The sequence below is a fragment of the Nonomuraea sp. NPDC049400 genome (genome assembly GCF_044466425.1).
Lineage (GTDB): Bacteria > Actinomycetota > Actinomycetes > Streptosporangiales > Streptosporangiaceae > Nonomuraea.
The window spans coordinates 57,200-81,038 of the sequence record NZ_JBITMP010000011.1; the positions used below are offsets into that span (position 1 = coordinate 57,200).

The following is a 23,839-nucleotide window of genomic DNA, read 5'->3' on the forward strand; positions in this document are numbered from 1 at the left end:
TCAGTTTCCCGTCGTCTCGCCCTTTTCCTGGCCGAGCTTGGCCAGGCTGGCATGTGCCGCGGCCGCCACGCGCTCCGCCGTCAGCCCGAACAACTCATACAGAGTTTTGTACGGGGCCGAAGCACCGAAGTGTTCGAGGCCGACTACTTCGCCGCACTCGCCGACGAACTCGTGCCAGCCGAGCGCGACGCCCGCCTCGACCGCGACTCGAGCCCGGATCGACGAAGGCAGGACCGTCTGCCTATATGCGATGTCCTGCCCCTTGAACCATTCGACACACGGCATCGACACGACCCGGGTCGGGATGCCCTTCGCCTCGAGCAGGTCGCGGCCCTCCAGCGCGATCTCCACCTCGCTGCCGGTGGCGATGAGGATGACCCTGGGCTGGCCGTCGGAGGCCTCGCGCAGCACGTAGCCGCCGCGGGCCACGCCCTCGGCGGTGGTGCCCTCGAAGACCGGCAGGTTCTGCCTGGTCAGAGCCAGCGCGGCGGGCCGGTCGGTGTGCTTGAGCACGGCCTTCCAGGCGTACGCCGTCTCGTTGGCGTCGGCCGGGCGGACCACGTCGAGGCCGGGGATCGCGCGCAGCGACCACAGGTGCTCGATCGGCTGGTGGGTCGGGCCGTCCTCGCCGAGCCCGATGGAGTCGTGCGTCCAGACGAACGTGACCGGCAGCTTCATCAGCGCGGCCAGGCGCACCGAGGGGCGCATGTAGTCGGAGAAGACCAGGAACGTGCCGCCGTAGGGGCGGGTGCCGCCGTGCAGGGCGATGCCGTTGAGAATGGCGCCCATGGCGTGCTCGCGGATGCCGAAGTGCAGCGTGCGGCCGTAGCGGTTACCCGGGAACTCCTTGGTCTGGTGTTCCTCGGGGATGAAGGACGGCTCGCCCTTCATCGTGGTGTTGTTCGACTCAGCCAGGTCGGCCGAGCCGCCCCACAGCTCGGGCAGCACCGGCGCCAGCGCGCTCAGCACCTCGCCGGAGGCCTTGCGGGTCGAGATCGAGGTGCCGGTCTCGAACGACGGCAGCGCCCGCGCCCAGCCGTTGGGCAGCTCGCGCTCGGAGATGCGGTCGAACTCGGCGGCCCGCTCGGGGTTGGCCAGGCGCCACTCGGCGTAGGACTTCTCCCATTCGGCGTGCTCGGTGCGGCCGCGCTGGGCGATGCCGCGGGCGTGCTCGAGCACGTCGGCGGGCACGTGGAAGGTCTTGGCCGGATCCATGCCCAGGACCTCCTTGGTGGCGGCGACTTCCGCCTCACCCAGGGCCGAGCCGTGGATCTTGCCGGTGTTCTGCTTGTTGGGGGCCGGCCAGCCGATGATCGTGCGCAGCCGGATGAACGACGGCCGGTCGGTCTCGGCCTTGGCCGCCTGGAGGGCGTCGTAGAGGGCCTGGACGTCCTCGACGTAGTCGCCGGTGGCGGTCCAGTCGACGCTCTGGGTGTGCCAGCCGTAGGCGTCGTAGCGGGCGACGACGTCCTCCGACTTGGCGATGAGGGTGTCGTCCTCGATGGAGATGTGGTTGTCGTCCCAGATGACGATGAGGTTGCCCAGCTTCTGGTGGCCGGCGAGCGAGCTGGCCTCGTGGCTGATGCCCTCCTCGATGTCGCCGTCGCTGACGAAGCACCAGATGTGGTGGTCGAACGGCGAGGTGCCGCGCTCGGTGTCGGGGTCGAACAGGCCGCGCTCGCGGCGGGCCGCCATCGCCATGCCGACGGCGTTGCCCAGGCCCTGGCCGAGCGGGCCGGTCGTGGTCTCCACGCCCGCCGTGTGGCCGTGCTCCGGGTGGCCGGGCGTCAGGCTGTCCCACTGGCGCAGCCGCCGCAGGTCGTCGAGCGTGAGGCCGTAGCCGGAAAGGTAGAGCTGGATGTAGAGCGTCAGGCTCGAGTGGCCGCACGAAAGCACGAACCTGTCGCGCCCGGCCCAGCCGGGATCGCACGGATCGTGACGCATCACACGCTGGAACAGCAGGTATGCGGCGGGGGCCAGGCTCATGGCGGTGCCGGGGTGACCCGAGCCCGCCTTCTCCACAGCGTCCATCGCCAGGGCCCGAACGACATCGACCGCCTGGTTGTCCAGGTCGGTCCATTCAAGGGCTGGCACGAGTTCGGTGCTCAACTGCTCGATCTCCGGAATCTAGTTGTCATTGGTGTCGGCTAATCCCGCCCATACGGGACCCTAACCGAGTGGAGTTGGCGATCGATTCCCCTTCCACCCGCGCGCGTCCATGTACGGCGCAAGCCCCCCATTGGCTGGACCGGCCGACCCTGCGACTACAGTTTGTTTGTTCGCAGGGGCGTCACGGCGCCTACCCATGGATCCGCTCTATTCAGAGGTTACGCGTTGACTCCGCACAGGCTGGAAGCGCCTTGACGGTGCTGACCAACAGGCAGGCGACGGCCCGATCTCCGCAGGTGGAGGGGCCGCGCTCGATCGGCATGATCGTAAAGGCCTACATCGCGCTCACCAAGCCGCGGATCATCGAGCTGCTGCTGATCACGACACTGCCGGTGATGTTCCTGGCGGCCGGCGGCCTGCCGCCGCTGTGGACGTCCATCTCGGTCATGGTGTTCGGCACTCTATCGGCGGGCAGCGCCAACGCACTCAACTGCTACGTCGACCGCGACATCGACCAGAAGATGCGCCGCACCCGCCGCAGGCCACTGGCCAGGCACCAGGTCTCGCCGCGCGGCGCGCTGATCTTCGGCATCGTGCTCGGCGTGCTGTCCACGGTCGGCCTGTGGGTGACCACCAACTGGCTGGCGGCCCTGCTGTCCCTCGGCGCGATCCTGTTCTACGTGCTCGTCTACTCGATGATCCTCAAGCGGCGCACGGCCCAGAACATCGTGTGGGGCGGCATCGCGGGCTGCATGCCGGTGATGATCGGCTGGGCGGGCATCACCGAGCGGCTCGACTGGGCGCCGCTGGTGCTGTTCGGGGTGGTGTTCTTCTGGACGCCGCCGCACACCTGGACGCTGGCCATGCGCTACAAGGAGGACTACGCGGCGGCCAAGGTGCCCATGCTCCCTGTGGTGGCCACCGAGCGGCGGGTCGTGCTGGAGTCGATCGCCTACACGTGGGCCACCGTGCTGTGCTCGCTGGCGCTGTGGCCGGTGGCCGACACGACGCTGTTCTACCCGATCGTGGCCGCCGCGCTCGGCGCCATGTGCCTGTGGGAGGTGCACCGCCTGCTGGCCCGGCTCAACGCCGGCAAGAGCGGCGTCGACCTGCGCCCCATGCGCTTCTTCCACTGGTCCAACGCCTACCTGGCGCTGCTCTTCCTCGCGGTCGCGATCGACCCGCTGCTGACCTGACGCGTGTCTGGACGGTGATGCTGTTTTGACCGGCACGGACCCCGGCACTCTGATCCGTTAAAGTCACCGTATGGCGACCCGTGATCCACGCTGGGTGTTGAAGGACCGCCCGTCGTCCGCGTTGATCATCGGGCTGGTCCTCACCGGCATCTGCGCTCTTGTCTCGTTCTCCTTCGACGTGTTCAACGGCGCTCCGGTGCAGTTCTTCATCGCTCTCATGCTGGCGCTCGCGCCGGTGCCGATGCTGCTCGCGGCGATTCTGGCGCTCGACCGCATGGAGCCGGAGCCGCGCAGCAACCTGGTCTTCGCCTTCGCCTGGGGCGCGGGCATCGCGGTCCTGGTCGCCGGTGTGATCAACTCGCTCAACCTGCACTACATCATCGACACCGCCAAGCTGTCGGAGGCCAGCGCCCGCAACATCGCGGCCACCTTCGGCGCGCCCGTGGTGGAGGAGACGATGAAGGGGCTGGTGCTGCTGGGGCTGCTGAGGTTCCGCAGGGCCGAGCTCGACGGGCCGACCGACGGCGTCATCTACGCCAGCATGGTCGGGCTCGGCTTCGCCATGAGCGAGAACGTCAGCTACTACATCGCCGCGCTGTCCGGCTCCGGCGTCAAGGGGCTGGCGGTCACCGTGGTGCTGCGCGGCATCCTGTCGCCGCTCGCGCACCCGCTGTTCAGCTCCATGATCGGCGTCGCCGTCGCCTACGCCGCCCAGCGCAGCGGGCCCGAGCGGGTCTTCTACATCCTGGCGGGCTGGTCGGGCGCGATGATCCTGCACGGTCTGTGGAACGGCCTGGCCTCCTACGGCGGCTTCCCCGGGCTCGTGGTGGCCTATCTGGCGCTGCTGGTCGTGCTCATCGTGCTCATCGGCGTGGTGTTCAGGGACCGGCGGCGCATCGTGGCCCTCATCCAGCGCTACCTGCCGCCGTACGAGCCGACCAAGCTGGTCACCCAGGCCGACATCTACATGCTGTCGGCGTTCTCCAGGCGGCGGCAGGCCAGGCAGTGGGCCAAGGCCCACGGCGGCAAGCGCGGGCTGCGCGCCATGCGCGACTACCAGCTGGCCGCCACCGAGCTGGGCCTGCTGCACGAGCGGGCGGCCCGCCACATGGTGGACGAGCAGACCTTCCACGAGGAGCAGCGGGCGCTGCTTGAGTGCATGAGCACCGCCCGCGCCGACTTCCCGGTGCCGTCGGCGCACGCCAGATCGGTCGCGAGAGGCACTCCGCCTCCTGGCTACGCCCCCGGCGCGCCCGGCTGAGCGAGGATCCGGTCCAGGGAGACCTCGCGCGGGCCGGGGTAGACCGGGTCGGAGTGCAGGACCATCGCGTCGGCGAACGCCTTGGCGGTGGCGAACAGCTCGCGGGCGGCGTAGACGTACGTGGTCGAGGCGAACTGCCTGGTCGAGTCGTCGCCGACCCCGAACGTCTCCAGCCCGGCCGTACGGCACAGAGTCACGGCCCTGGGCAGGTGGAACTCCTGCGTCACCACGGTCACCTGGCCGGCCCCGAACACCTTGCGCGCCCGCACGCACGAGTCCCAGGTGTCGAACCCGGCGTAGTCCAGCACCATCACCTGGTCGGGCACGCCCTTGCCGCGCAGGTAGTCGCGCATGGCCGTGGGCTCGTCGTACTCCTTGCGGCTGTTGTCGCCCGACAGCAGCAGCGCCCGCACCTTGCCGGAGCGGTAGAGCTCGGCGGCGATGTCGAGCCTGCGGGCCAGCATCGGCGTGGGCTGCGTGCCGTACAGGCCCGCGCCCAGCACCAGCGCGGCCTGCGCCGGGGGGACGTGGCCGAGCCAGCCGTCGCCCTCGGCCGTCTCCCGGTGCGCCGAGCTGCCGAGCCAGGCCCACGTCATGGGCGCCAGGGCGAGCACGCTGACCAGCACCAGAGCCTGGTACGCGCGGCGCAGCACTTTCCGAGTGGGGCGGACATTCAGCAGCAAATCACACCCTCCAGGGAGTGGGGGAGTGGCCGACTTATCACCCCAAACCCTGGCACAACCGCTCAGACGGCGGCGGGCACTTCGGTGGGGGAGTGGTCGGGCAGCGGTGCCCGGGTGCGCAGCGAGGTGACCACCCTGAGCGCGGCGATCCAGACCAGCGTGGAGCCGAGCACGTGCAGCAGGACCAGCGCGGCAGGCACGGCCAGGAAGTACTGCGTGTAGCCGATCACGCCCTGGCCCAGCTCCACGCCCAGCAGTGCCAGCGCCGCCCGCCTGGCGGGCCGCTGCGAGTGGCTCACGTGCAGCGCGAACAGCAGCGCGAACGTCAGCCCCACCACGATGTAGACCAAGTCGGCGTGCAGCCGCGCCATGGCCTCGATGTCGAGGTCGAAGCGGGAGGCCATCTCGTCGCCCGAGTGCGGGCCCGTGCCGCTCACCACGACCCCCGCCACCAGCAGCACGAACACGGCCGCGAGCAGCACGTAGCCGAGCCTGCGGATGTCGCGGTGGGTCACCCGCCTGGCCGGGCCGTCGCCCTCGCCGGCGCGCGCGTACAGCATCCAGCAGGCCGCGATCAGGCCGATGGAGAGGATGAAGTGCATGCCCACCGTGAACGGGTTGAGCATCGTGTTGACCACCAGCCCGCCCCACAGGGCCTGGGCCAGCACCCCCACCGGCTGCAGCCACGACAGCAGCACCAGCGAACGCCTGCGCGGCGTCAGCCGCAGCGCCGCGATCACGCACGCCATGCCCACCGCCAGCACCAGGAACGCCAGCAGCCTGTTGCCGAACTCGACGAGCATGTTGAGCATCGAGGTCTCGGGGTGCGCGACCGGGATGAAGCTGTCCGGCGTGCACTTTGGCCAGGTCGGGCAGCCGAGCCCGGAGCCGGTGACGCGCACGGCCGCGCCCGTCACCGCGATTCCCGCGTTGACCACCACGGACGCCAGCGCCCAGCCCCGCATCGACTCCGTGGTGGGCGCCCAGAAGGAGAACAGGCGGCGCACGAGAGGATTCGGGTGGTCGGTGGGTAGCTTCACGCCATCGATGGTACGGGCCGGATCGGTCGGTCCCGTCACCGGTCGCCCCAGGCCCGGGCTTCTCAAGAAAGAAGGTATGTGACATATTACAGGGGGAGGTAATGGATGTCCGACGTCATCGTGGTCGGCGCCGGAGTGGTGGGCGCCGCCTGCGCCTACTACGCCGCGCGCGCGGGCCTCGACGTGACCGTGGTCGACCGCGGCCCGGTCGCGGGCGGCACGACCGGCTCGGGTGAGGGCAACATCCTGGTTTCCGACAAGGAGCCGGGGCCCGAGCTGGAGCTGGCCGTGCTCTCGAACCGGCTGTGGCGCGAGCTGGCCGGCCATGGCGAGTACGAGGGCGGGTTCGAGTTCGAGGCCAAGGGTGGGCTGGTCGTCGCCGAGACCGGCGAGGTCCAGCGGCAGCTCACCGAGCTGGCCGCCAAGCAGGGCGTGGAGCACACCCTGGTGCCCGGCGATTCGCTGCGCGACTACGAGCCGGAGCTCGCCGACGGCCTGGCCGGCGGGGTGTTCTACCCCCAGGACGCGCAGGTGCAGCCCATGCTGGCCGCCGCGCGCCTGCTCAGGCACGGTGCGGAGAGCTTCGGCCGGGGCACGCTCCGGCTCCGCCTCGGGGCGGCGGTGACCGGATTCGTGCGCGAAGGAGAGCGGATCACGGGCGTGCGCACCTCCCAGGGCGACGTGCTCGGCGACGCGGTGATCAACGCCGCGGGCACCTGGGGCGGCGAGGTCGCCGCGCTGGCTGGCGTCGACCTCCCGGTCCTGCCCAGGCGCGGGTTCATCCTGGTCACCGAGCCGCTGCCCGAGCCCCTGATCAGGCACAAGGTCTACACCGCCGCTTATGTGACGAACGTGGCCAGCGACTCGGCCGGACTGGAGACCTCGGCCGTCGTGGAGGGCACGCCCTCGGGGACCGTGCTCATCGGGGCCAGCAGGGAGCGGGTCGGCTTCGACCGGACCATGTCGGTGCCGGTGCTGGCCCGGCTGGCCGCGCAGGCGGTGGCGCTGTTCCCCGCGCTGCGCGAGGTGCGGGCCATCAGGTCGTACTGCGGGTTCCGGCCGTACTGCCCCGACCACCTGCCCGTCATCGGCGCCGATCCGCGGGCGCCCGGGCTGTACCACGCGTGCGGGCACGAGGGCGCGGGCATCGGGCTGGCCCCGGCGACCGGTCACCTGCTCGCGCAGGCGCTCACCGGCTCTCCGACCGACCTGGACCTGCGGCCCTTCCGGCCGGATCGTTTCTCGGAGGAGTCCCTTTGACGTTCCACATCACGATCGACGGGCGTCCTGTCCCCGTGACTCCCGGTCAGACGATCGGGGCCGCGCTGCACGCGGCAGGGGTGCGCTCGTGGCGCGGCACGCGCTTCGGCGGGCGGCCCCGCGGGTTGTTCTGCGGCATCGGGGTCTGCTTCGACTGCCTGATCTCGGTCAACGGGCGGGCGCCCGAGCGGGCCTGCCTCGTGGAGGCCGCGCCCGGTGACGAGGTGACCACGTCATGACGTACGACCTGGTAGTGATCGGGGGCGGGCCCGCCGGGGTGGCGGGCGCGCTCACGGCGGCGCAGGCCGGACTGCGGGTGGCGCTCGTGGACTCCGCCACGCGGCTCGGCGGCCAGTACTTCCGCCACTCCGCCGACCCCGAGCCCGCGCCCGGGCTGGCCCGGTTCCTGCGGCAGGCCCGCGCCCTGGACTCCCGCGCCGACGTGCTGCTGCGGCACCAGGTCTGGAGCCTCGTCCGCGAGCCGGACGGCGGCCTGGTCGTCCACTGCACGACCCCCGAACGGAAGGCGGTCCCGCTGGAGGCGCGGCGGGTGCTGATCGCCACCGGCGCGCACGACCGGCCGCTGCCCTTCCCCGGCTGGGACCTGCCCGGCGTGCTCACCGCCGGCGGCGCGCAGGCGCTGCTCAAGGGCAACGGCGTCGTGGCGGGCAGGCGGATCGTCGTCGCCGGCACCGGGCCGTTCCTGCTCCCCGTGGCCTCCGGGCTGGCCGGGGCCGGGGCGCGGGTGCTCGGGGTGCTCGAGGCCAACGGCGGACTCGGGCTGGCCAGGCATCCGCTGCTGGCCCTGGGCAAGGCCGGGGAGGCCGGCGGGTACGCGCTGGACCTGGCCCGGCACCTGGTGCCGTACCGGACCCGCCAGGCGGTCGTGGCGGCGCACGGCGAGCGCGAGGTGGAGGCCGTCACCGTGGCCCGCCTCGACAAGGACTGGAACGTTCTCGCCACCCGCGTCGTCGAGTGCGACACCGTGGCCGTCGGCTACGGGTTCGTGCCCCAGATCGAACTGGCCGCGCAGCTCGGCTGCGAGACCAGGCAGGACGTGGACGGCAGCCCCGTGCTCGCCGTGGACGCCGGCCAGCGCACCAGCGTCGCCGGGGTCTGGGCCGCGGGCGAGCCCACCGGCGTGGGCGGCTGGCGCCTGTCCGAAGTGGAGGGCCGCATCGCGGGCCTGGCGATCGCCGCCGACTCGGGCGCCTCGCAAACGGCCGTGCCCGGCGTGCTCCTGCGGCGGCGGGAGCGGTGGCGGTCGTTCGGCGAGGCGCTGCAGCACGCGTACCCCGTCAGGACCGGCTGGCAGGGCTGGCTGCGGGACGACACGCTGGTCTGCCGGTGCGAGGAGGTGCCGCTGGCCCGGGTACGCGAGGCGCAGGACCTCGGCGCCACCGACGCGCGCTCGATCAAGCTGCTGGCCAGGCCCGGCATGGGCTGGTGCCAGGGCCGCATCTGCGGCTACGCGGTCTCCTGCCTGGCCGGCGAGCCGCCGCAGCCGCCCCGCCGCCCCATCGCCCAGCCCGTCACCCTCGGCGCCCTCGCCGACCTCTCAGACGATCCGACCGCTGAATGAACCGCCCTGACATGGAGGACTTCCCAATGGAGAACCGCAGCAAGGCCTGGCACGGTGTCATGGTCGCCACGGCGCTGCCCCTGCGCGACGACCTGTCCGTCGATTTCGACGCCTACGCCGAGCACTGCCGCTGGCTGGTGGAGAACGGCTGCGACGGCGTCGTGCCGAACGGATCGCTGGGCGAGTACCAGACACTCAGCCTGGAAGAGCGCGCCAAGGTGATCGAGACCGCCGTGCGGGCCGTCGGCGGGCGCAACGTGATGGCCGGGGTGGGCGCGTACGGCGCCGCGGAGTCGCGCCGCTGGGCCGAGCAGGCGCGCGAGGCGGGCTGCGGCTCGGTGCTCCTGCTGCCGCCCAACTCCTACCGCGCCGACGAGCGGGTCGTCGTCGAGCACTACCGCGAGGTCGCCAAGGCGGGCGTGCCGATCGTGGCCTACAACAACCCGTACGACACCAAGGTCGACCTGACCCCCGCGCTGCTGGCCAAGCTGCACGAGGAGGGGCTGATCGTGGCGGTCAAGGAGTTCAGCGGGGACGCGCGCAGGGCGTACGAGATCGCCGAGCTGGCCCCCGAGCTGGACCTGCTGATCGGCTCCGACGACGTGCTGCTCGAACTCGCCATCGCCGGGGCGGTGGGCTGGATCGCCGGCTACCCCAACGCGCTGCCCGCCTCCAACGTCGAGCTCTACCGCGCCGCGGTCGCCGGGGACCTGGAGACCGCCCTGCCCCTTTACCGGACCCTGCACCCGCTGCTGCGCTGGGACTCGAAGACCGAGTTCGTCCAGGCCATCAAGCTGTCCATGGACCTCGCGGGCCGCCACGGCGGGCCGTGCAGGCACCCCAGGCTGCCGCTGACGGACGAGCAGGCCGCTATCGTGCGTGCGGCGACCGAGAAGGCACTGGCAGAAGGGCTGCGATGAGGACAAAGCGCGTTTTCCACGCCGTCGACTCCCATACCGAGGGCATGCCCACCCGCGTCATCACCGGCGGGATCGGCGTGATCCCCGGCGCCAGCATGGCCGAGCGGCGCGTCCACTTCCGTGACAACCTCGACCACATCCGCACCCTGCTGATGACCGAGCCGCGCGGCCACTCCGCCATGAGCGGCGCCATCCTCCAGCCGCCCACCAGGCCGGACGCGGACTACGGCGTGCTGTTCATCGAGGTGTCCGGGCTGCTGCCGATGTGCGGGCACGGCACCATCGGCGTGGCCACCGTGCTCGTCGAGACCGGCATGGTGGAGGTCGTCGAGCCGGTCACCACCGTGCGCCTGGAGGTCCCCGCCGGGCTCGTCGAGGTCGACGTGGCCGTCGAGGACGGGCAGGCGATGTCGGTGACGCTGCGCAACGTGCCGTCCTACTGCGACCGGCTCGACGCCACCGTGCGCGTGCCCGGGTTCGGGGAGATCCCGTACGACCTGGCGTACGGCGGCAACTTCTACGCCGTCGTCGACCTCGACTCCTACGGCCTGCCCTTCGACCGCAAGGCCAAGAACGAGATCATCGCCGCCGGCCTGGCCACCATGGAGGCCATCAACGCCGCCGACGAGCCCGTGCACCGCGAGGACGACCGCATCCGCGGCTGCCACCACGTCTACTTCGCCGCACCCGGCTCCGACGCCCACCACTCGCGGCACGCCATGGCCATCCACCCGGGCTGGTTCGACCGCTCGCCGTGCGGCACCGGCACCAGCGCCCGCATGGCGCAGCTGCACGCCCGCGGCGAGCTGCCGCTCGGCCGGGACTTCGTGAACGAGTCGTTCATCGGGACCCGGTTCATCGGCCGGCTCCTGGAGGAGACCACCGTGGGCGGCGCGCCGGCCGTCGTCCCGTCGATCACCGGCCGGGCCTGGATCACCGGCACCGCCCAGTACTTCCTCGACCCGCGCGACCCGTTCCCCGCCGGATTCGAACTGTGAGCGAGCGCAGCGAGTGAACCAATCAACGCAGCATCTTGATCACGGTTCCGGCGAAGCCGGGACCGTGATCACTACGGTCGACTACCACACGGGCGGGGAGCCGTTCAGGATCGTCACCGGCGGCGTGCCCGAGATCCCGGGGGCCGACGTGCTCTCGCGGCGGGCCGCCGCCATGGCGGAGTCCGAGTTCGACGACGTGCGGCGGCTGCTGTGTCACGAGCCGCGCGGGCACGCCGACATGTACGGCTGCTTCCTCGTCCCGCCGGACGACCCGGGGGCCCTGTTCGGGGCGCTGTTCTGGCACAAGGACGGCTTCTCCACCGCCTGCGGCCACGGCACCATCGCGCTGGGCGCCTACGCCGTGCACGAGGGGCTGGTCGCGGCGGCTCCCGACGGGGAGACGGACGTGGTCATCGACGTGCCGTCCGGGCGCGTCACGGCCCGGGTGCGCTGCTCCGGCGGGCGGGTGCGCGGGGTGACGTTCGTCAGCGTGCCGTCGTACGTGCTGGCACGCGACGTGGCGGCCGGCGGGACGAAGGTCGACGTCTCGTACGGCGGTGCCATCTACGTGTCCGTGCCCGCCGGGGCGCTGGGCCTGTCCGTGGAGCCCGGGCACTTGACGGCGCTCATCGCCCACGCCCGCCGGATCAAGGCCGACCTGGTCGGCCACCCGGCCACCCGCCACCCCTCCGACGACCGGCTGTCCGGCGTCTACGGCGTGATCTTCTACGACGAGCTGGCGGACGTGGACGGGATGGCGCACCAGCGGAACGTGACGGTGTTCGCCGACGGGGAGGTGGACCGCTCGCCGTGCGGCTCCGGCACGGCGGCCAGGCTGGCGCTGTTGCACGACTCCGGGCTGCGCGGGCCGCTGATCCACGACAGCATCGTCGGGAGCACCTTCCGCGCGCGGGTGGCCGAGGTCCTGCACGACGGGATCGTGCCGGAGATCGAGGGCATGGCGTACCGGACGGGGCGGCACGCCTTCGAGCTCGATCCCGACGATCCGATGGGATTGGGGTTCACGCTGCGATGACCGGGTTGCCGTATCTCGACGCCGCCACGCTGGAGCGGCTGGTGCCCATGGGGCGGGCCGTGCGGATCCTGGAGGACGCGCTGCGGGCGGGGCTCGATCCCGAGGCCACGCCGCAGCGGCCGATCGTGGACATGCCTGCCGGGCAGCTCCTGCTCATGCCCGCCGCGGCCGGGCGGTACGCGGGGGTGAAGGCCGTCAGCATCACGCCCGGCAACCCCGACCTGGGGCTGCCCCGCATCCAGGGGACGTACCTGCTGTTCGACGGCGACACCCTGACCCCGCTCGCGGCACTGGACGGGATCGCGCTCACCTCGCTCCGCACCCCAGCCGTCTCCGCCCTCGCCGTCAGCCGGCTGGCTTCCGGGGACGCCCGGCGGCTGGTGGTGTTCGGGAGCGGGCCTCAGGCGTGGGGGCACGTGCTGGCCCTGCGGGAGGTGCGGCCCGTGGCGGACGTGACGGTGATCGGGCGCGACCCCGGCCGTGCGGAGGCGCTCGCCGGGCGCTGCCGCGCGCTCGGCCTGGCCGCCCGCGCCCTGCCCCACGAGCCGGACCCCGTGGCGGCGGCGGTGGAGCAGGCCGACATCGTCGCGTGCTGCACGACGGCCAGGGAGCCGCTGTTCCCGGGTAAGCTCGCCCGCGACGGCGTCACCGTGGTCGCGGTCGGGTCGCACGAGCCCGGCGCCCGCGAGCTCGACGGCGACCTCGTCACCCGCGCCACCGTGGTCGTCGAGGCCAGGGCGGCCGCCCTCGAGGAGGCGGGGGATGTGCTCATCCCGATCCACGAGGGTACGATCACCGCTGGTCATCTCGCCGGCAACCTCGCCGACCTCGTGGCCGGCAGGGTCGTCGCCGGCACCGGGCCGCGGGTGTTCAAGAGCACGGGCATGGCGTGGGAGGACCTCGTGGTCGCGGCCGCCGCTTACGAGGCGTGGACTGCTTAGGAAGGGATGGGCGGATGGCTGCCGAGGAGCGGCTCGACCTGCCGATGGTGGGAGAGCGGCAGAGCCTGCGCGAGCAGGTGGCGCAGGCGCTGCGTGCCGCGCTGATCACCGGTGAGATGCGGCCGGGGGTGGTCTACTCCGCGCCGGTGCTGGCCGCCCAGTTCGGCGTCTCGGCCACGCCGGTGCGCGAGGCCATGCTCGACCTCGCCAAGGAGGGCCTGGTCGAGGCGGTGCGCAACAAGGGCTTCAGAGTGACCGAGCTGTCCGACCGCGATCTCGACGAGCTCACCGAGATCCGCCAGCTCATCGAGGTGCCCACCGTGGCCAGGCTGGCCGGCGGCATGCGGGCGGAGGAGTTCGAACGGCTCAGGCCCATCGCCGAGGAGATCGTCCTGGCCGCCGAGCGCGCCGACCTGCTCGCGTACGTGGACGCCGACCTGCGCTTCCACGTCGAGCTGCTGACCCTGGCGGGCAACGGCCACCTGGTCGAGGTGGTGCGCGACCTGCGCAACAGGGCCAGGCTCTACGGCCTGTCCCAGCTCGCGGAGCGCGGCGCGCTCGCCGAGTCGGCCAGGGAGCACCTCCAGCTGCTCGACGCTCTCAAGAACGGCGACAGCGAGGCCGTCCGCCACCTCATGGTCGAACACATCGGCCACGTACGGGGCATTTGGGCCGAACACTGAAACTGCGCCCTAAGTTCTGACATTTGGGGATCGCACGCGCGCCGATAGCGGTACTCTCAATGCGGGCCGGACGAGCGACGCCGAGCGCGTCCGCCGGCGGCCCCGACGTCCTGGTCCTCATCGGACCGGCCACCACCGATTGCGGTGGATGGCGTATGCCTGGTCAGGCGGAAACCCGCACTCCGCTGACCTTCCATGGGCTCGGCACACCCGCCCACCGAGAGCCGAGCCCCCCGCCGCGCGCCCGAGACCCCATCCCACGGGCGCGCGGCGGACCGCCATCTCTACGCCTTGCGCCGCCGGGTCGAGCCCAGGCTGGCGGCCACGATGCAGACGATCGCCGCCCACTGCTGGGCGTGCAGGACCTCGTTCAGCAGCAGCACCCCGATCAGCGCCGCCACCGCCGGCTCCAGGCTCATCAGGATGCCGAACACGTGCGTGGGCATCCGGCGCAGCGCCTGGAGCTCCAGCGAGTAGGGGATCACCGACGACAGCAGCCCAACGCCGAGCCCGATCAGCAGCAACTCCGGCTGCAGCAGCTCCGCCCCGCCCGTCGTGACACCGACGGGAGCGACCACGACGGCCGACACGATCATCGCGAACGACAGCCCGCTCGTGCCGGGGAAGCGCCGCCCGGCCGCCGCCGACAGCAGGATGTACCCGGCCCAGCAGACCCCCGCCACCATCGCGAACCCGATGCCGAGCCAGCTCACCGACGCCGACTGCCCCCACGGCGCGAGCAGCGCCACGCCAGCGCCGGCCAGGCCGACCCACAGCAGGTCGATCCTGCGCCGCGAGGCCGCCACGGCCACGCCCAGTGGCCCCAGGAACTCGATGGCCACCGCGATCCCCATCGGCAGCCGCGCCAGGGCCTCGTAGAAGACCAAATTCATGAGGGCGAGCGTCAGCCCGAACCCGACCCCCACCGCCCAGTCGCGCCAGGACAGGCCCTTCAGCCGGGGCCGCACGAACGACCCGATGATCAGCGCCCCGGCCGCGATGCGCAGGAACACCACCGCGCTCGGCGGCAGCGCCGCGAACAGCTCCTTCGCGAACCCGGCTCCCAGCTGCACCGAGACGATGCCGAGCAGCACGAGCCCGGAGGGCGGGATCGAGTCGGCGGCGCTGCGCAGCAGGCTTCCTGGCCGGGGCAGGCCGGAGCCGCGGTCGAAGGGGTCGTCGAGGGCGAAGGCGGTCACGGGACTCCAATTCAGAGGAACGACAGGTCAGAGCGTACTGAGGCCGCACGACATTCCCGACACAAGGTGTCACTACTGTCTGCTGGATCATTGGACGCATGAAATCGCCCGCCCCTCCCGCGAGCCTCACCCGGCCGCCGCTGGCCCTGTCCGTGGCCTCGTTCGTCAGCAGCTTCGACCGCTTCGCGGTGAGCCCCATGCTCGTGCTCATCGCGGTGGACCTGGAGGTCCCGCTCTCCGCCTCCGTCGCGGCCGCCAGCGGCTACTACCTGGCCTACGGGCTGACGCAGCCGCTGTGGGGGCTGCTGTCCGACCGGTTCGGCCGGGTGCGGGTCATGCGCGTGGCGCTGTTCGGCGCGGCGCTTGCGGGGGTGGCCTCGGCGCTGATGCCGGTGCTCGGGGCTCTGGTGGTGGCCAGGGTCGTGACGGGAGCCTGCTTCGGCGCGGTGATCCCCACCGGGCTCACGTACGTGGGCGACACCGTCCAGCCCTCGGTACGGCAACGCGCGCTGACCGACCTGATGGCCGCCGCGGCCCTCGGCACGGCCCTGGCCACCGGGCTGAGCGGGGTGCTCGCGGGCCTGGTGGACTGGCGGGTGGCCTTCACCGTGCCCGCCGCCTGCGCCCTGGCCTGCGCGCTCACGCTCGGCTCGCTGCCGGAGCCGCCACGCGTCCGCCTGGACGGTGCCGCGCTCGGTGTGGGCCGCTACCTCGGCGCGGTGCTCGGGCACGGCTGGGCGCTGCTGGTGTTCGGGCTCGCCTTCGTCGAAGGCGCGATCATGCTCGGCGCCATGCCGTTCCTGGCCACCGCGCTGGAGCACGCGGGATACGCCGCGGCCGTCGCGGGGCTCGCCATCACCGCGTACGGGCTGGGCCTGTGGTCGTTCGCGAAGCTCGTCAAGCGGCTGGCGGGGCGCTGGCCCGCTCCCGCGCTGATGACGGTGGGCGGCGCGCAGCTCACCGCCGGATTCGTGATCGTCTCCGTGCACGTCAGCATGGCCACCGTGGCGGTCACGGCGCTGCTGCTCGGAGGCGGCTGGTCGTTCCTGCACTCATCGCTGCAGACGTGGGCCACCTCGGTGGTGCCGGAGGCGAGGGGCACCACGATCGCGTTCTTCGCCTGCGCGCTCTTCGTGGGCAGCGCGGTCTCGTCGTGGGCGGCCGGGCCGCTGGCCGAGCACGGGCGCTACACCCTGCTGTTCGGCCTGGCGGCCGGCGCCGCGATCCCGCTGACCGCGGTGGCCGCCCTCACCCGGCGCCGCTACGGCCGCACTGAGGCCGCCCGGCCGCAACCGGAGTGAGCGCTCCCAGCGGGCTTACTCCCAGCGGAACGTGCGCGAGACCAGGCCCAGCGACAGCACCGCCCACGCCGCGAGCACGGCCAGCGGGGCAAGTGGCAGGGCGGCGCCCTGCGCGAGCACCGCGCGCAGGCCGCCGGTCAGTGCCGAGATGGGCAGCACCTCCAGGACCTGCCGCATCCCGTGGGGGAACTTCGACAGCGGGAAGATCACCCCGCCGGCCCCCAGCAGGACCAGGTACACGAGGTTGGCCGCGGCCAGGGTGGCCTCCGCGCGGAGCGTGCCCGCCATGAGCAGCCCCAGCCCGCTGAAGGCCGCCGTCCCGAGCACGATGAGCAGCGCCGCGCTCAGGAACGACCCGTGCGGCCGCCACCCCAGCGCCAGCCCGACCGCCACGATCACCGCGGCCTGGATGATCTCCACGGCCACGACGGCGCTCGTCTTGGCGAGCATCAGCCCGGCCCTGGACAGCGGGGTCGCGCCCAGCCGCTTCAGCACGCCGTAGCGGCGCTCGAAGCCGGTCCCGATGGCCTGGCCGGTGAAGGCCGTGGACATGACGGCCAGCGCCAGCACGCCGGGCACCAGGAAGTCGACCCGCCTGCCGCCCCCGACGTCGATCAGGGGCGCCAGCGAGAAGCCGGCCAGCAGCAGAATCGGGATGATCATGGTGAGCAGCAGCTGCTCGCCGTTGCGCAGCATCGCCCGGATCTCCGCGCCCGCCTGGGCGAGGACCATGCGCGGGAACGGCGCCGCCCCCGGCGCGGGCGTGAAGTCCAGCACGAGCTCCCCCGCGGAGGAGTGACCCTGGCTCGTCATCGCAGCTCCCTGCCCGTCAGCTCGAGGAAGACGTCTTCCAGGGTGCGGCGCTCGATGCGCAGGTCGTCGGCCGTGACGCCCTCCGCCGCGCACCAGGCCGTCACCGTGGCCAGCAGCTCGGGGCCCACCTGGCCCTCGATGATGTAGTGCCCGGCGGGCGACTCCTTGGCCGCGCTGCCCGCCGGTAGCGCGTTGAGCAGCTCTTCCAGCGCCAGCCCCGGCCGGGCACGGAAGCGGAGCTGCCGCTCGGCCCCCGTCAGCGAGGCCGGGGTGCCCTCGGCCACCACCCGGCCCCTGTCGATGATCACCACGTGGTCCGCCAGCCGCTCGGCCTCGTCCATGTGGTGCGTGGTCAGCACCACTGACACGCCCGCCCCGCGCAGCTCGCCCACCAGCTCCCAGCAGGCGTGCCGGGCCTGCGGGTCGAGCCCCGCCGTCGGCTCGTCGAGGAAGACCAGCTCGGGCCGCCCGACGACGGCCGCGGCCAGCGACAGCCGCTGCTGCTGCCCGCCCGACAACCGCCGGTAGGGGGTGCGTACGTGATCGGCCAGCCCCAGCCGTGACAGCAGGGCCCGGGCGTCGAGCGGATGGGCGTAGAAGCGCGAGACCAGCCGCAGCCACTCGCCGCAGCGCATCGCCGGCGGCACGCCGCCCGACTGCAGCATGACCCCCACCCGCGGCCGCAGCTGCGGCAGCGTGGGCGCCAGCCCGAGCACGCGGACCGTGCCCGCGTCGGCCCTGCGGAACCCCTCGCAGATCTCCACCGTGGACGTCTTGCCCGCGCCGTTGGGCCCGAGCACCGCGGTGACCGCGCCGCGCGCGGCGCGCAGCGTGAGGCCGTCCACGGCCGTGGCGCCGCCGTAACGTTTGACCAGGTCGATGATCTCGACGGCTGGGGATTCCATGGCCACGAGTTTAGGGACTACGGCGCGCGGTCCGGGCCGCAGGTGAGCGCCAGAAGTGCGCCCTGGGCGGACGTCGGGAAGATATGGCCTGATTTGGACAGTTCTTGACCCGCACGTTCCCCGGAAGGGGTGCGCCGGAGGTGAAAGTCTGACGACGAGCTCCATGTCGCAGGAGGGTGCGATGTCACAACGCAGTGAATACGACCCCGGAGTCCCGTGCTGGGTGGACCTCTCCAGCACCGACGTCCAGGCGTCCGCCCGGTTCTACGGCGAGATCTTCGGCTGGCGGGCCGACATGATCGACGACCCCGAGGCCGACGGCTACGGCATGTTCGTCCACGAGGGCAAGCAGGTCGCCGGGGTGGGGCCGGTCGCGGAGGTGGGGCCGGCCTCGTTCTGGAACACCTTCGTCGCCACCGACGACGCCGCCGCCCTCGCCGAGCGGGTCACGAAGGCCGGCGGCACCGTCACGATGGAGCCGATGGCGGTCTTCGAGGAAGGCGTCATGACGGCCTTCCAGGCCCCCGACGGCTCGTACGGGGCGGCCTGGCAGGCGGGCAACCACCACGGCGCGCAGCTGGTCAACGAGCCTGTCTCGTTCTGCTGGAACGAGCTGGTCACGCGCGATCCCGCCGCCGCCGTGCGCTTCTACCCGGACGTCTTCGGCTGGACGCCACGCCCGGCGGACACGGCGGGGCTCGAGTACACCGAGTGGCACGTGGGGGAGCGGGCCGTCGCGGGCATGGTCGAGATGTCCGCCGGCTACCCCCCGGGCACGCCGTCCTTCTGGATGACGTACTTCGCGGTCGCCGACGTCGACGCCACGACGACGGCGGCCGAGCAGGCGGGCGCGGCCGTGCTGGTGCGGGGGATGGAGGCGCCTCCCGGCCGGTTCTCGATGCTCACCGACCCGCAGGGCGCGACCTTCTCGGTCATCCAGCTGAACGAACCAGGATGAAATATCTGATGACCGGGAATTCGGAGGACCGGGACCTGGTTTGATCCCTCGGCCCCCGTGGGCCGGAAGGCCTGCGAGGGAGAAGGGGATCACGCATGTCCGTGGCAGAGGTCACGTCCGTCGTCGCCATCGAGCAGAGGAAGGACCGCCGCGGACTGCTACTGGTGATCCTGGGGGCGCTGTCGGCGATCGGCCCGCTCTCCATCGACATGTACCTGCCGGCGCTGCCCGCCATCACCTCCGAGATGCTCAGCACGCCCGCGCAGGTCCAGCTCACCCTCACCGCCTGCCTCATCGGCGTGTCCGTCGGCCAGGTGATCGCCGGTCCTGTGAGCGACGTGCGCGGCAGGAGGGTGCCGCTGATCGTGGGCGTGGCCGGGTTCATGGTGGCCTCGCTGCTGTGCGCCTTCGCGCCGTCCGTGCCCATGCTCGTCGCGTTCCGCCTGCTGCAGGGCGTGCTGGGCGGCGCGGCCCTGGTCATCGTGCGGGCCGTCGTCCGCGACCTGTACGACGGCGCCGCCATCGCCCGCATCTTCGCCACGCTCATGCTGGTCAGCGGCCTGGCGCCGATCCTCGCGCCCATCGCGGGGGCGCAGTTGCTGTCCTTCACGTCGTGGCGCGGCGTCTTCGTGGCGCTCAGCGTCGCCGGGGTGGTGCTGCTGCTGGCGGTGCTGTCAGGCGTGCGCGAGACGCTGCCCGCGGCCGAGCGCGAAAGCGGCGGCCTCAAGCACACCGTGGGCACGTTCGGGAAGCTCCTGCGCGACCGCGCCTTCATGGGCTCCGCCCTCACCGCCGGGCTGGCCTTCGCGGCGATGTTCGGCTACATCTCCGGCTCGCCGTTCGTGCTCCAGGAGGTGTACGGCGCCACGCCCCAGCAGTACTCGCTCATCTTCGGGCTCAACGCCTTCGGCCTGACCGCCATGGCCCAGCTCGGCGGCCGGCTGTCGGGACGGGTGCCGCCGGTGACCCTGGTGACCACCGGGCTCGTCGTCGGGCTGGCCGGCGCCGCGCTGCTGCTGGCCGCCGCGCTCACCGGGCTCGGCCTGTGGGCCATCGTGGGCGGGCTGTTCGTCATCATGCTCGGCCAGGGCCTGGTCATGCCCGGCACCGGCGCGCTGGCCCTGGCGAGCCAGCCCGCGCAGGTCGCGGGCAGCGCCTCGGCCCTGCTCGGCGTGCTGCAGTTCGCGCTGGGCGCCGCCGCGGCCCCGCTCGTGGGCCTCGTGGGTGCGAGCAGCGCCGTTCCCATGGCCTGCGTGATGCTCGGGCTCATTTTTTGCTCGGGCTTGACCTTCGCCTTCCTGAGGAAGGGTTAGGTAAGGCTACCCTGCGTGAGAAATTCCATTCTCGAGCTGCTCAGATCCGTTTGTGAACCGGGAAGGAATTACGGCACACTGATGTTGTGAAAAACATGCAAGGGATCGAGCCAGGCGGCGAGCACAGCACGCGTGCCCGCGTGGCCAGGCTGATCCTCGAGCATGGTCCCGTCGCGGCCGCCGCGCTGGGCGAGCGGCTCGGGCTCACGCCCGCCGCCGTCCGCCGTCACCTCGACGCGTTGGTGTCCGACGGGATGATAGAGCCTCGTATGGTGAGGCCGCGCGGGCAGCGCGGACGCGGACGGCCGGCCAAGCTGTTCGCCATCACCGACGCGGGGCGCAGTGCCTTCGTGCACGCCTATGACGACCTCGCCGAGAGCGCGTTGCGCTACATCGGCGAGCACATGGGAGAGCAAGCGGTGGCCGACTTCGCCCGCTCGCAGGTCTCGGGCCTGCTGAGGCGGCTGGAGCCGGCCATGCGGACGGTGCCGGCGGATCAGCGCGTTCAGGTGCTGGCGCAGGCGCTGTCGGCGGAGGGGTACGCGGCCTCGGCCAGCAAGGCCAAGTCGGGCGGCGTCCAGCTCTGCCAGCACCACTGCCCGGTGGCACACGCGGCTGCGGAGTTCCCGCAGCTATGCGAGGCCGAGACGGAGGCGTTCGCGCAACTGCTCGGCACCCCGGTGCAGCGCCTGGCCACGATCGCACACGGCGACGGGGTCTGCACGACACATGTGAGCCCACAGTCGCTGGGTGAATCCGCACATAGAGACAAGAGCAAGGAGACCGGAAGGTGACTGTCACCGACCGCCCGGAGCTGGAAGGCCTCGGGAATTACAAGTTCGGCTGGGCCGACCCGGATGCCGCGGGCGCGGCGGCCAAGCGAGGCCTGTCCGAGGAGGTCGTCCGCAACATCTCCGCTCTCAAGAACGAGCCGGAGTGGATGCTTGACCTGCGCCTGAAGGGCCTCCGCCTGTTCGACAGGAAGCCGCTGCCCACCTGGGGCTCTGACCTCACGGCCATCGACTTCGACAACATCAAGTACTTCGTGCGCTCCACCGAGAAGCAGGCCGCTTCCTGGGACGAGCTGCCCCCCGACATCAAGAACACCTACGACAAGCTCGGCATCCCCGAGGCGGAGAAGCAGCGCCTCATCGCCGGTGTCGCCGCCCAGTACGAGTCCGAGGTCGTCTACCACAAGATCCGTGAGGACCTCGAGGAGAAGGGCGTCATCTTCCTCGACACCGACACGGGCCTGAAGGAGCACCCGGAGATCTTCAAGGAGTACTTCGGGTCGGTCATCCCGGTGGGCGACAACAAGTTCGCCGCACTCAACACCGCCGTGTGGTCCGGTGGCTCGTTCATCTACGTGCCGCCGAACGTCGAGGTCGAGATCCCGCTGCAGGCCTACTTCCGGATCAACACCGAGAACATGGGCCAGTTCGAGCGGACCCTGATCATCGTGGACGAAAACTCCTACGTCCATTACGTCGAGGGCTGCACCGCGCCGATCTACTCCTCCGACTCGCTGCACAGCGCGGTCGTCGAGATCATCGTGAAGAAGAACGCCCGCTGCCGTTACACGACCATCCAGAACTGGTCGAACAACGTCTACAACCTGGTCACCAAGCGCGCCGTGGCCTACGAGGGCGCGACCATGGAGTGGATCGACGGCAACATCGGCTCCAAGGTCACGATGAAGTACCCGGCCGTCTACCTGATGGGCGAGCACGCCAAGGGCGAGACGCTGAGCGTCGCGTTCGCGGGCGAGGGCCAGCACCAGGACGCCGGCTCCAAGATGGTGCACCTGGCGCCCAACACCAGCTCCAGCGTCATCTCCAAGTCGGTGGCGCGCGGCGGCGGCCGCACCTCCTACCGCGGCCTCGTGCAGATCGAGGAGGGCGCCCACGGCAGCGCCAGCACCGTCAAGTGCGACGCCCTGCTGGTCGACCAGATCAGCCGCTCCGACACCTACCCGTACGTCGACGTCCGCGAGGACGACGTCAAGATGGGCCACGAGGCCACGGTCTCCAAGGTCAGCGAGGACCAGCTGTTCTACCTCATGAGCCGCGGGCTCGACGAGGACGAGGCGATGGCGATGATCGTGCGCGGCTTCGTGGAGCCGATCGCGCGTGAGCTGCCCATGGAGTATGCGCTCGAGCTCAACCGGCTGATCGAGCTGCAGATGGAAGGAGCCGTCGGCTGATGGGCCTGAACGAGAAGCCCCTGTCGACCTTGCACGAGAAGGCGTCCTACGAGCTGGGCGACTTCGAGGTCCCGACCGGGCGCGAGGAGGCGTGGCGCTTCACGCCGCTCTCGCGCCTGAAGGGCCTGCACAACGGCAAGGCCGAGGCCGTGGGCCACGTCCGGGTCGACGTCGAGGCGGCGCCCGAGGTCACCGTGGAGACGGTCGGCCGCGACGACGCCCGCGTCGGCAAGTCGTTCATGCCCACCGACCGGGTCAGCGCCCAGGCGTGGACCAGCTTCGAGAAGGCCACCGTGATCACGGTGCCGCGCGAGGCCGTCACGTCCAAGCCGACCGTGCTGACGCTGACCGGTTCGGGCGACGGCGCCGCGTACGGCCACATCGTGGTCAAGGTGGAGCCGCTGGCCGAGGCCGTGATCGTGCTCGACCACAAGGGCAGCGCGGTCTACGCCGACAACATCGAGTTCGTCGTGGGCGACGGCGCCTCGCTCAGGGTCGTCAGCCTGCAGGACTGGGACGACGACGCGGTCCACGTGTCCCACCACCACGCCCAGCTGGCCAAGGACGCGACGTTCCGCAGCTTCGTGGTGACGCTCGGCGGCGACCTCGTACGCCTGTCGCCCAACGTGTCCTACACCGCTCCCGGCGGCGACGCCGACATGTCGGGCGTCTACTTCGTGGACGCCGGGCAGCACCTGGAGCACCGCCTGCTGGTCGACCACTCGCAGCCCAACTGCAAGAGCAACGTCGACTACCGCGGCGCCCTGCAGGGCGAGGACGCGCACGCCGTCTGGATCGGCGACGTGATCATCAGGGTCGAGGCCGAGGGCACCGACACCTACGAGCTCAACCGCAACCTCATCCTGACCGACGGCGCCCGCGCCGACTCGGTGCCCAACCTGGAGATCCTCACCGGCGAGGTCGCCGGGGCGGGGCACGCCTCCGCCTCCGGCCGGCTCGACGACGAGCACATCTTCTACCTCCAGGCCCGCGGCATCCCCTACGACGAGGCCCGCCGCCTGGTCATCAGGGGCTTCCTCGGCCAGCTCGTCGAGAAGATCGAGATCGAGGAGATCCGCGAGCGCGTGCTGAGCGCGCTGGAGGCGGAGCTCACGCGATGAGTTCGTTCGAGAAGGTGTGCAAGCTCGACGACATCCCCGACGGGGGAGTCATCGGGGTGGAGGTCGGCGAGACGCCGGTGGCGCTCGTGCGCAAGGGCAACGAGGTGTTCGCCCTGCACGACGTCTGCTCCCACGCCGAGGTGAAGCTCAGCGAGGGCGAGGTCTACGACGGCACGCTGGAGTGCTGGCTGCACGGCTCGTGCTTCGACGTGCGCTCCGGCAAGCCCACAGGCCCGCCCGCCACCCAGCCCGTGAACGTCTACACAATCAAGATCGACGGCGATGACGTCCTCGTCTCGCTCTCGAAGGAGTCATAA

The 23,839-nt window shown here is 71.5% G+C and carries 23 protein-coding genes; 17 read left to right on the forward strand and 6 right to left on the reverse strand.

Going from position 1 to position 23,839, the window contains the following annotated elements:
• Positions 1-2,031, reverse strand: coding sequence for a transketolase (tkt, locus tag ACIBVN_RS18950; RefSeq protein WP_397138392.1), 2,031 nt, complete (start codon positions 2,029-2,031; stop codon positions 1-3).
• A 329-nt stretch (positions 2,032-2,360) separates the two neighbouring features.
• Between tkt and ACIBVN_RS18955 the strand changes: the two genes are divergently transcribed.
• Both ACIBVN_RS18955 and ACIBVN_RS18960 read left to right on the forward strand, forming a co-directional pair.
• Positions 2,361-3,305, forward strand: a complete 945-nt coding sequence (locus tag ACIBVN_RS18955) for a heme o synthase (protein ID WP_397137955.1) — start codon at positions 2,361-2,363, stop codon at positions 3,303-3,305.
• Between the two features lie 70 nt (positions 3,306-3,375).
• A complete protein-coding gene (locus tag ACIBVN_RS18960) occupies positions 3,376-4,566 on the forward strand; it encodes a PrsW family intramembrane metalloprotease (RefSeq protein ID WP_349448944.1) in 1,191 nt (396 codons plus the stop codon).
• On the opposite strand, the gene ACIBVN_RS18965 is transcribed toward ACIBVN_RS18960, so the two are convergent.
• Positions 4,542-5,249 carry a vancomycin high temperature exclusion protein gene (locus ACIBVN_RS18965; RefSeq protein ID WP_397137957.1) on the reverse strand — a complete coding sequence of 236 codons (708 nt, stop codon included), beginning with the start codon at positions 5,247-5,249 and terminating at the stop codon, positions 4,542-4,544. The two genes, ACIBVN_RS18960 and ACIBVN_RS18965, sit on opposite strands and share 25 nt — an antisense overlap.
• Before the next feature lie 62 nt (positions 5,250-5,311).
• Positions 5,312-6,289: a heme A synthase gene (locus ACIBVN_RS18970; RefSeq protein WP_397137959.1), complete on the reverse strand. Its 978-nt coding sequence runs from the start codon at positions 6,287-6,289 to the stop codon at positions 5,312-5,314.
• Between the two features lie 105 nt (positions 6,290-6,394).
• Between ACIBVN_RS18970 and ACIBVN_RS18975 the strand changes: the two genes are divergently transcribed.
• The 8 genes from ACIBVN_RS18975 (at position 6,395) to ACIBVN_RS19010 (ending at position 13,709) form a co-directional block, all read left to right on the forward strand.
• A complete protein-coding gene (locus tag ACIBVN_RS18975) occupies positions 6,395-7,549 on the forward strand; it encodes an NAD(P)/FAD-dependent oxidoreductase (RefSeq protein ID WP_397137961.1) in 1,155 nt (384 codons plus the stop codon).
• Positions 7,546-7,788 carry a (2Fe-2S)-binding protein gene (locus ACIBVN_RS18980; RefSeq protein ID WP_397137963.1) on the forward strand — a complete coding sequence of 81 codons (243 nt, stop codon included), beginning with the start codon at positions 7,546-7,548 and terminating at the stop codon, positions 7,786-7,788. Before ACIBVN_RS18975 ends, ACIBVN_RS18980 begins: the two co-directional genes overlap by 4 nt.
• Positions 7,785-9,131, forward strand: a complete 1,347-nt coding sequence (locus ACIBVN_RS18985) for an FAD-dependent oxidoreductase (protein WP_397137965.1) — start codon at positions 7,785-7,787, stop codon at positions 9,129-9,131. The genes ACIBVN_RS18980 and ACIBVN_RS18985 overlap by 4 nt, the downstream gene beginning before the upstream one ends.
• Positions 9,132-9,157: 26 nt before the next feature.
• Positions 9,158-10,051, forward strand: a complete 894-nt coding sequence (locus ACIBVN_RS18990) for a dihydrodipicolinate synthase family protein (protein ID WP_397137967.1) — start codon at positions 9,158-9,160, stop codon at positions 10,049-10,051.
• Positions 10,048-11,049, forward strand: coding sequence for a proline racemase family protein (locus ACIBVN_RS18995; RefSeq protein WP_397137969.1), 1,002 nt, complete (start codon positions 10,048-10,050; stop codon positions 11,047-11,049). Before ACIBVN_RS18990 ends, ACIBVN_RS18995 begins: the two co-directional genes overlap by 4 nt.
• Positions 11,050-11,113: 64 nt before the next feature.
• Complete coding sequence (locus ACIBVN_RS19000; RefSeq protein ID WP_397137971.1) at positions 11,114-12,085, forward strand: proline racemase family protein; 972 nt, start codon at positions 11,114-11,116, stop codon at positions 12,083-12,085.
• A complete protein-coding gene (locus ACIBVN_RS19005) occupies positions 12,082-13,026 on the forward strand; it encodes an ornithine cyclodeaminase family protein (RefSeq protein ID WP_397137973.1) in 945 nt (314 codons plus the stop codon). Before ACIBVN_RS19000 ends, ACIBVN_RS19005 begins: the two co-directional genes overlap by 4 nt.
• A gap of 14 nt (positions 13,027-13,040) precedes the next feature.
• A complete protein-coding gene (locus ACIBVN_RS19010; protein ID WP_397137975.1) occupies positions 13,041-13,709 on the forward strand; it encodes a GntR family transcriptional regulator in 669 nt (222 codons plus the stop codon).
• Between the two features lie 284 nt (positions 13,710-13,993).
• Here the strand turns inward: ACIBVN_RS19010 and ACIBVN_RS19015 are convergent, their stop codons facing one another.
• Positions 13,994-14,908, reverse strand: coding sequence for an EamA family transporter (locus ACIBVN_RS19015; RefSeq protein WP_397137977.1), 915 nt, complete (start codon positions 14,906-14,908; stop codon positions 13,994-13,996).
• Between the two features lie 98 nt (positions 14,909-15,006).
• Here ACIBVN_RS19015 and ACIBVN_RS19020 point away from each other — a divergent pair, with 98 nt between their 5' ends.
• Entirely contained in the window at positions 15,007-16,209 is a 1,203-nt protein-coding gene (locus ACIBVN_RS19020; RefSeq protein WP_397137978.1) for an MFS transporter, read from the forward strand.
• Between the two features lie 15 nt (positions 16,210-16,224).
• Here the strand turns inward: ACIBVN_RS19020 and ACIBVN_RS19025 are convergent, their stop codons facing one another.
• On the reverse strand, positions 16,225-17,022 hold the full coding sequence (locus ACIBVN_RS19025) for an ABC transporter permease (RefSeq protein WP_397137980.1): 798 nt from the start codon (positions 17,020-17,022) through the stop codon (positions 16,225-16,227).
• The gene (locus tag ACIBVN_RS19030; RefSeq protein WP_397137982.1) at positions 17,019-17,927 is read right to left on the reverse strand and encodes an ABC transporter ATP-binding protein; all 909 of its coding nucleotides are present in this window, start codon (positions 17,925-17,927) and stop codon (positions 17,019-17,021) included. Before ACIBVN_RS19030 ends, ACIBVN_RS19025 begins: the two co-directional genes overlap by 4 nt.
• A gap of 181 nt (positions 17,928-18,108) precedes the next feature.
• Here ACIBVN_RS19030 and ACIBVN_RS19035 point away from each other — a divergent pair, with 181 nt between their 5' ends.
• The 6 genes from ACIBVN_RS19035 (at position 18,109) to ACIBVN_RS19060 (ending at position 23,839) form a co-directional block, all read left to right on the forward strand.
• Positions 18,109-18,885: a VOC family protein gene (locus ACIBVN_RS19035; protein ID WP_397137984.1), complete on the forward strand. Its 777-nt coding sequence runs from the start codon at positions 18,109-18,111 to the stop codon at positions 18,883-18,885.
• A gap of 95 nt (positions 18,886-18,980) precedes the next feature.
• Positions 18,981-20,198: a multidrug effflux MFS transporter gene (locus ACIBVN_RS19040; protein WP_397137985.1), complete on the forward strand. Its 1,218-nt coding sequence runs from the start codon at positions 18,981-18,983 to the stop codon at positions 20,196-20,198.
• A 95-nt stretch (positions 20,199-20,293) separates the two neighbouring features.
• A complete protein-coding gene (locus tag ACIBVN_RS19045) occupies positions 20,294-20,992 on the forward strand; it encodes a helix-turn-helix transcriptional regulator (protein ID WP_397138394.1) in 699 nt (232 codons plus the stop codon).
• On the forward strand, positions 20,989-22,401 hold the full coding sequence (sufB, locus tag ACIBVN_RS19050; protein WP_397137987.1) for a Fe-S cluster assembly protein SufB: 1,413 nt from the start codon (positions 20,989-20,991) through the stop codon (positions 22,399-22,401). Before ACIBVN_RS19045 ends, sufB begins: the two co-directional genes overlap by 4 nt.
• Positions 22,401-23,522 carry a Fe-S cluster assembly protein SufD gene (sufD, locus tag ACIBVN_RS19055; RefSeq protein WP_397137988.1) on the forward strand — a complete coding sequence of 374 codons (1,122 nt, stop codon included), beginning with the start codon at positions 22,401-22,403 and terminating at the stop codon, positions 23,520-23,522. Before sufB ends, sufD begins: the two co-directional genes overlap by 1 nt.
• Complete coding sequence (locus tag ACIBVN_RS19060; protein ID WP_349448927.1) at positions 23,519-23,839, forward strand: non-heme iron oxygenase ferredoxin subunit; 321 nt, start codon at positions 23,519-23,521, stop codon at positions 23,837-23,839. Before sufD ends, ACIBVN_RS19060 begins: the two co-directional genes overlap by 4 nt.

Bases quoted from the DNA above. Each gene is read 5' to 3' on its own strand.
- sufD (WP_397137988.1), top strand. From the start codon at position 22,401: ATGGGCCTGAACGAGAAGCCCCTGTCGACCTTGCACGAGAAGGCGTCC.
- ACIBVN_RS18975 (WP_397137961.1), top strand. From the start codon at position 6,395: ATGTCCGACGTCATCGTGGTCGGCGCCGGAGTGGTGGGCGCCGCCTGC.
- ACIBVN_RS19030 (WP_397137982.1), bottom strand. From the start codon at position 17,927: ATGGAATCCCCAGCCGTCGAGATCATCGACCTGGTCAAACGTTACGGC.
- ACIBVN_RS19035 (WP_397137984.1), top strand. From the start codon at position 18,109: ATGTCACAACGCAGTGAATACGACCCCGGAGTCCCGTGCTGGGTGGAC.
- ACIBVN_RS19045 (WP_397138394.1), top strand. From the start codon at position 20,294: ATGCAAGGGATCGAGCCAGGCGGCGAGCACAGCACGCGTGCCCGCGTG.
- ACIBVN_RS18990 (WP_397137967.1), top strand. From the start codon at position 9,158: ATGGAGAACCGCAGCAAGGCCTGGCACGGTGTCATGGTCGCCACGGCG.
- ACIBVN_RS18960 (WP_349448944.1), top strand. From the start codon at position 3,376: ATGGCGACCCGTGATCCACGCTGGGTGTTGAAGGACCGCCCGTCGTCC.
- ACIBVN_RS19025 (WP_397137980.1), bottom strand. From the start codon at position 17,022: ATGACGAGCCAGGGTCACTCCTCCGCGGGGGAGCTCGTGCTGGACTTC.
- ACIBVN_RS19040 (WP_397137985.1), top strand. From the start codon at position 18,981: ATGTCCGTGGCAGAGGTCACGTCCGTCGTCGCCATCGAGCAGAGGAAG.
- ACIBVN_RS19060 (WP_349448927.1), top strand. From the start codon at position 23,519: ATGAGTTCGTTCGAGAAGGTGTGCAAGCTCGACGACATCCCCGACGGG.
- tkt (WP_397138392.1), bottom strand. From the start codon at position 2,031: ATGGACGCTGTGGAGAAGGCGGGCTCGGGTCACCCCGGCACCGCCATG.
- ACIBVN_RS18985 (WP_397137965.1), top strand. From the start codon at position 7,785: ATGACGTACGACCTGGTAGTGATCGGGGGCGGGCCCGCCGGGGTGGCG.
- ACIBVN_RS19010 (WP_397137975.1), top strand. From the start codon at position 13,041: ATGGCTGCCGAGGAGCGGCTCGACCTGCCGATGGTGGGAGAGCGGCAG.
- ACIBVN_RS19020 (WP_397137978.1), top strand. From the start codon at position 15,007: ATGAAATCGCCCGCCCCTCCCGCGAGCCTCACCCGGCCGCCGCTGGCC.
- ACIBVN_RS19005 (WP_397137973.1), top strand. From the start codon at position 12,082: ATGACCGGGTTGCCGTATCTCGACGCCGCCACGCTGGAGCGGCTGGTG.
- ACIBVN_RS18995 (WP_397137969.1), top strand. From the start codon at position 10,048: ATGAGGACAAAGCGCGTTTTCCACGCCGTCGACTCCCATACCGAGGGC.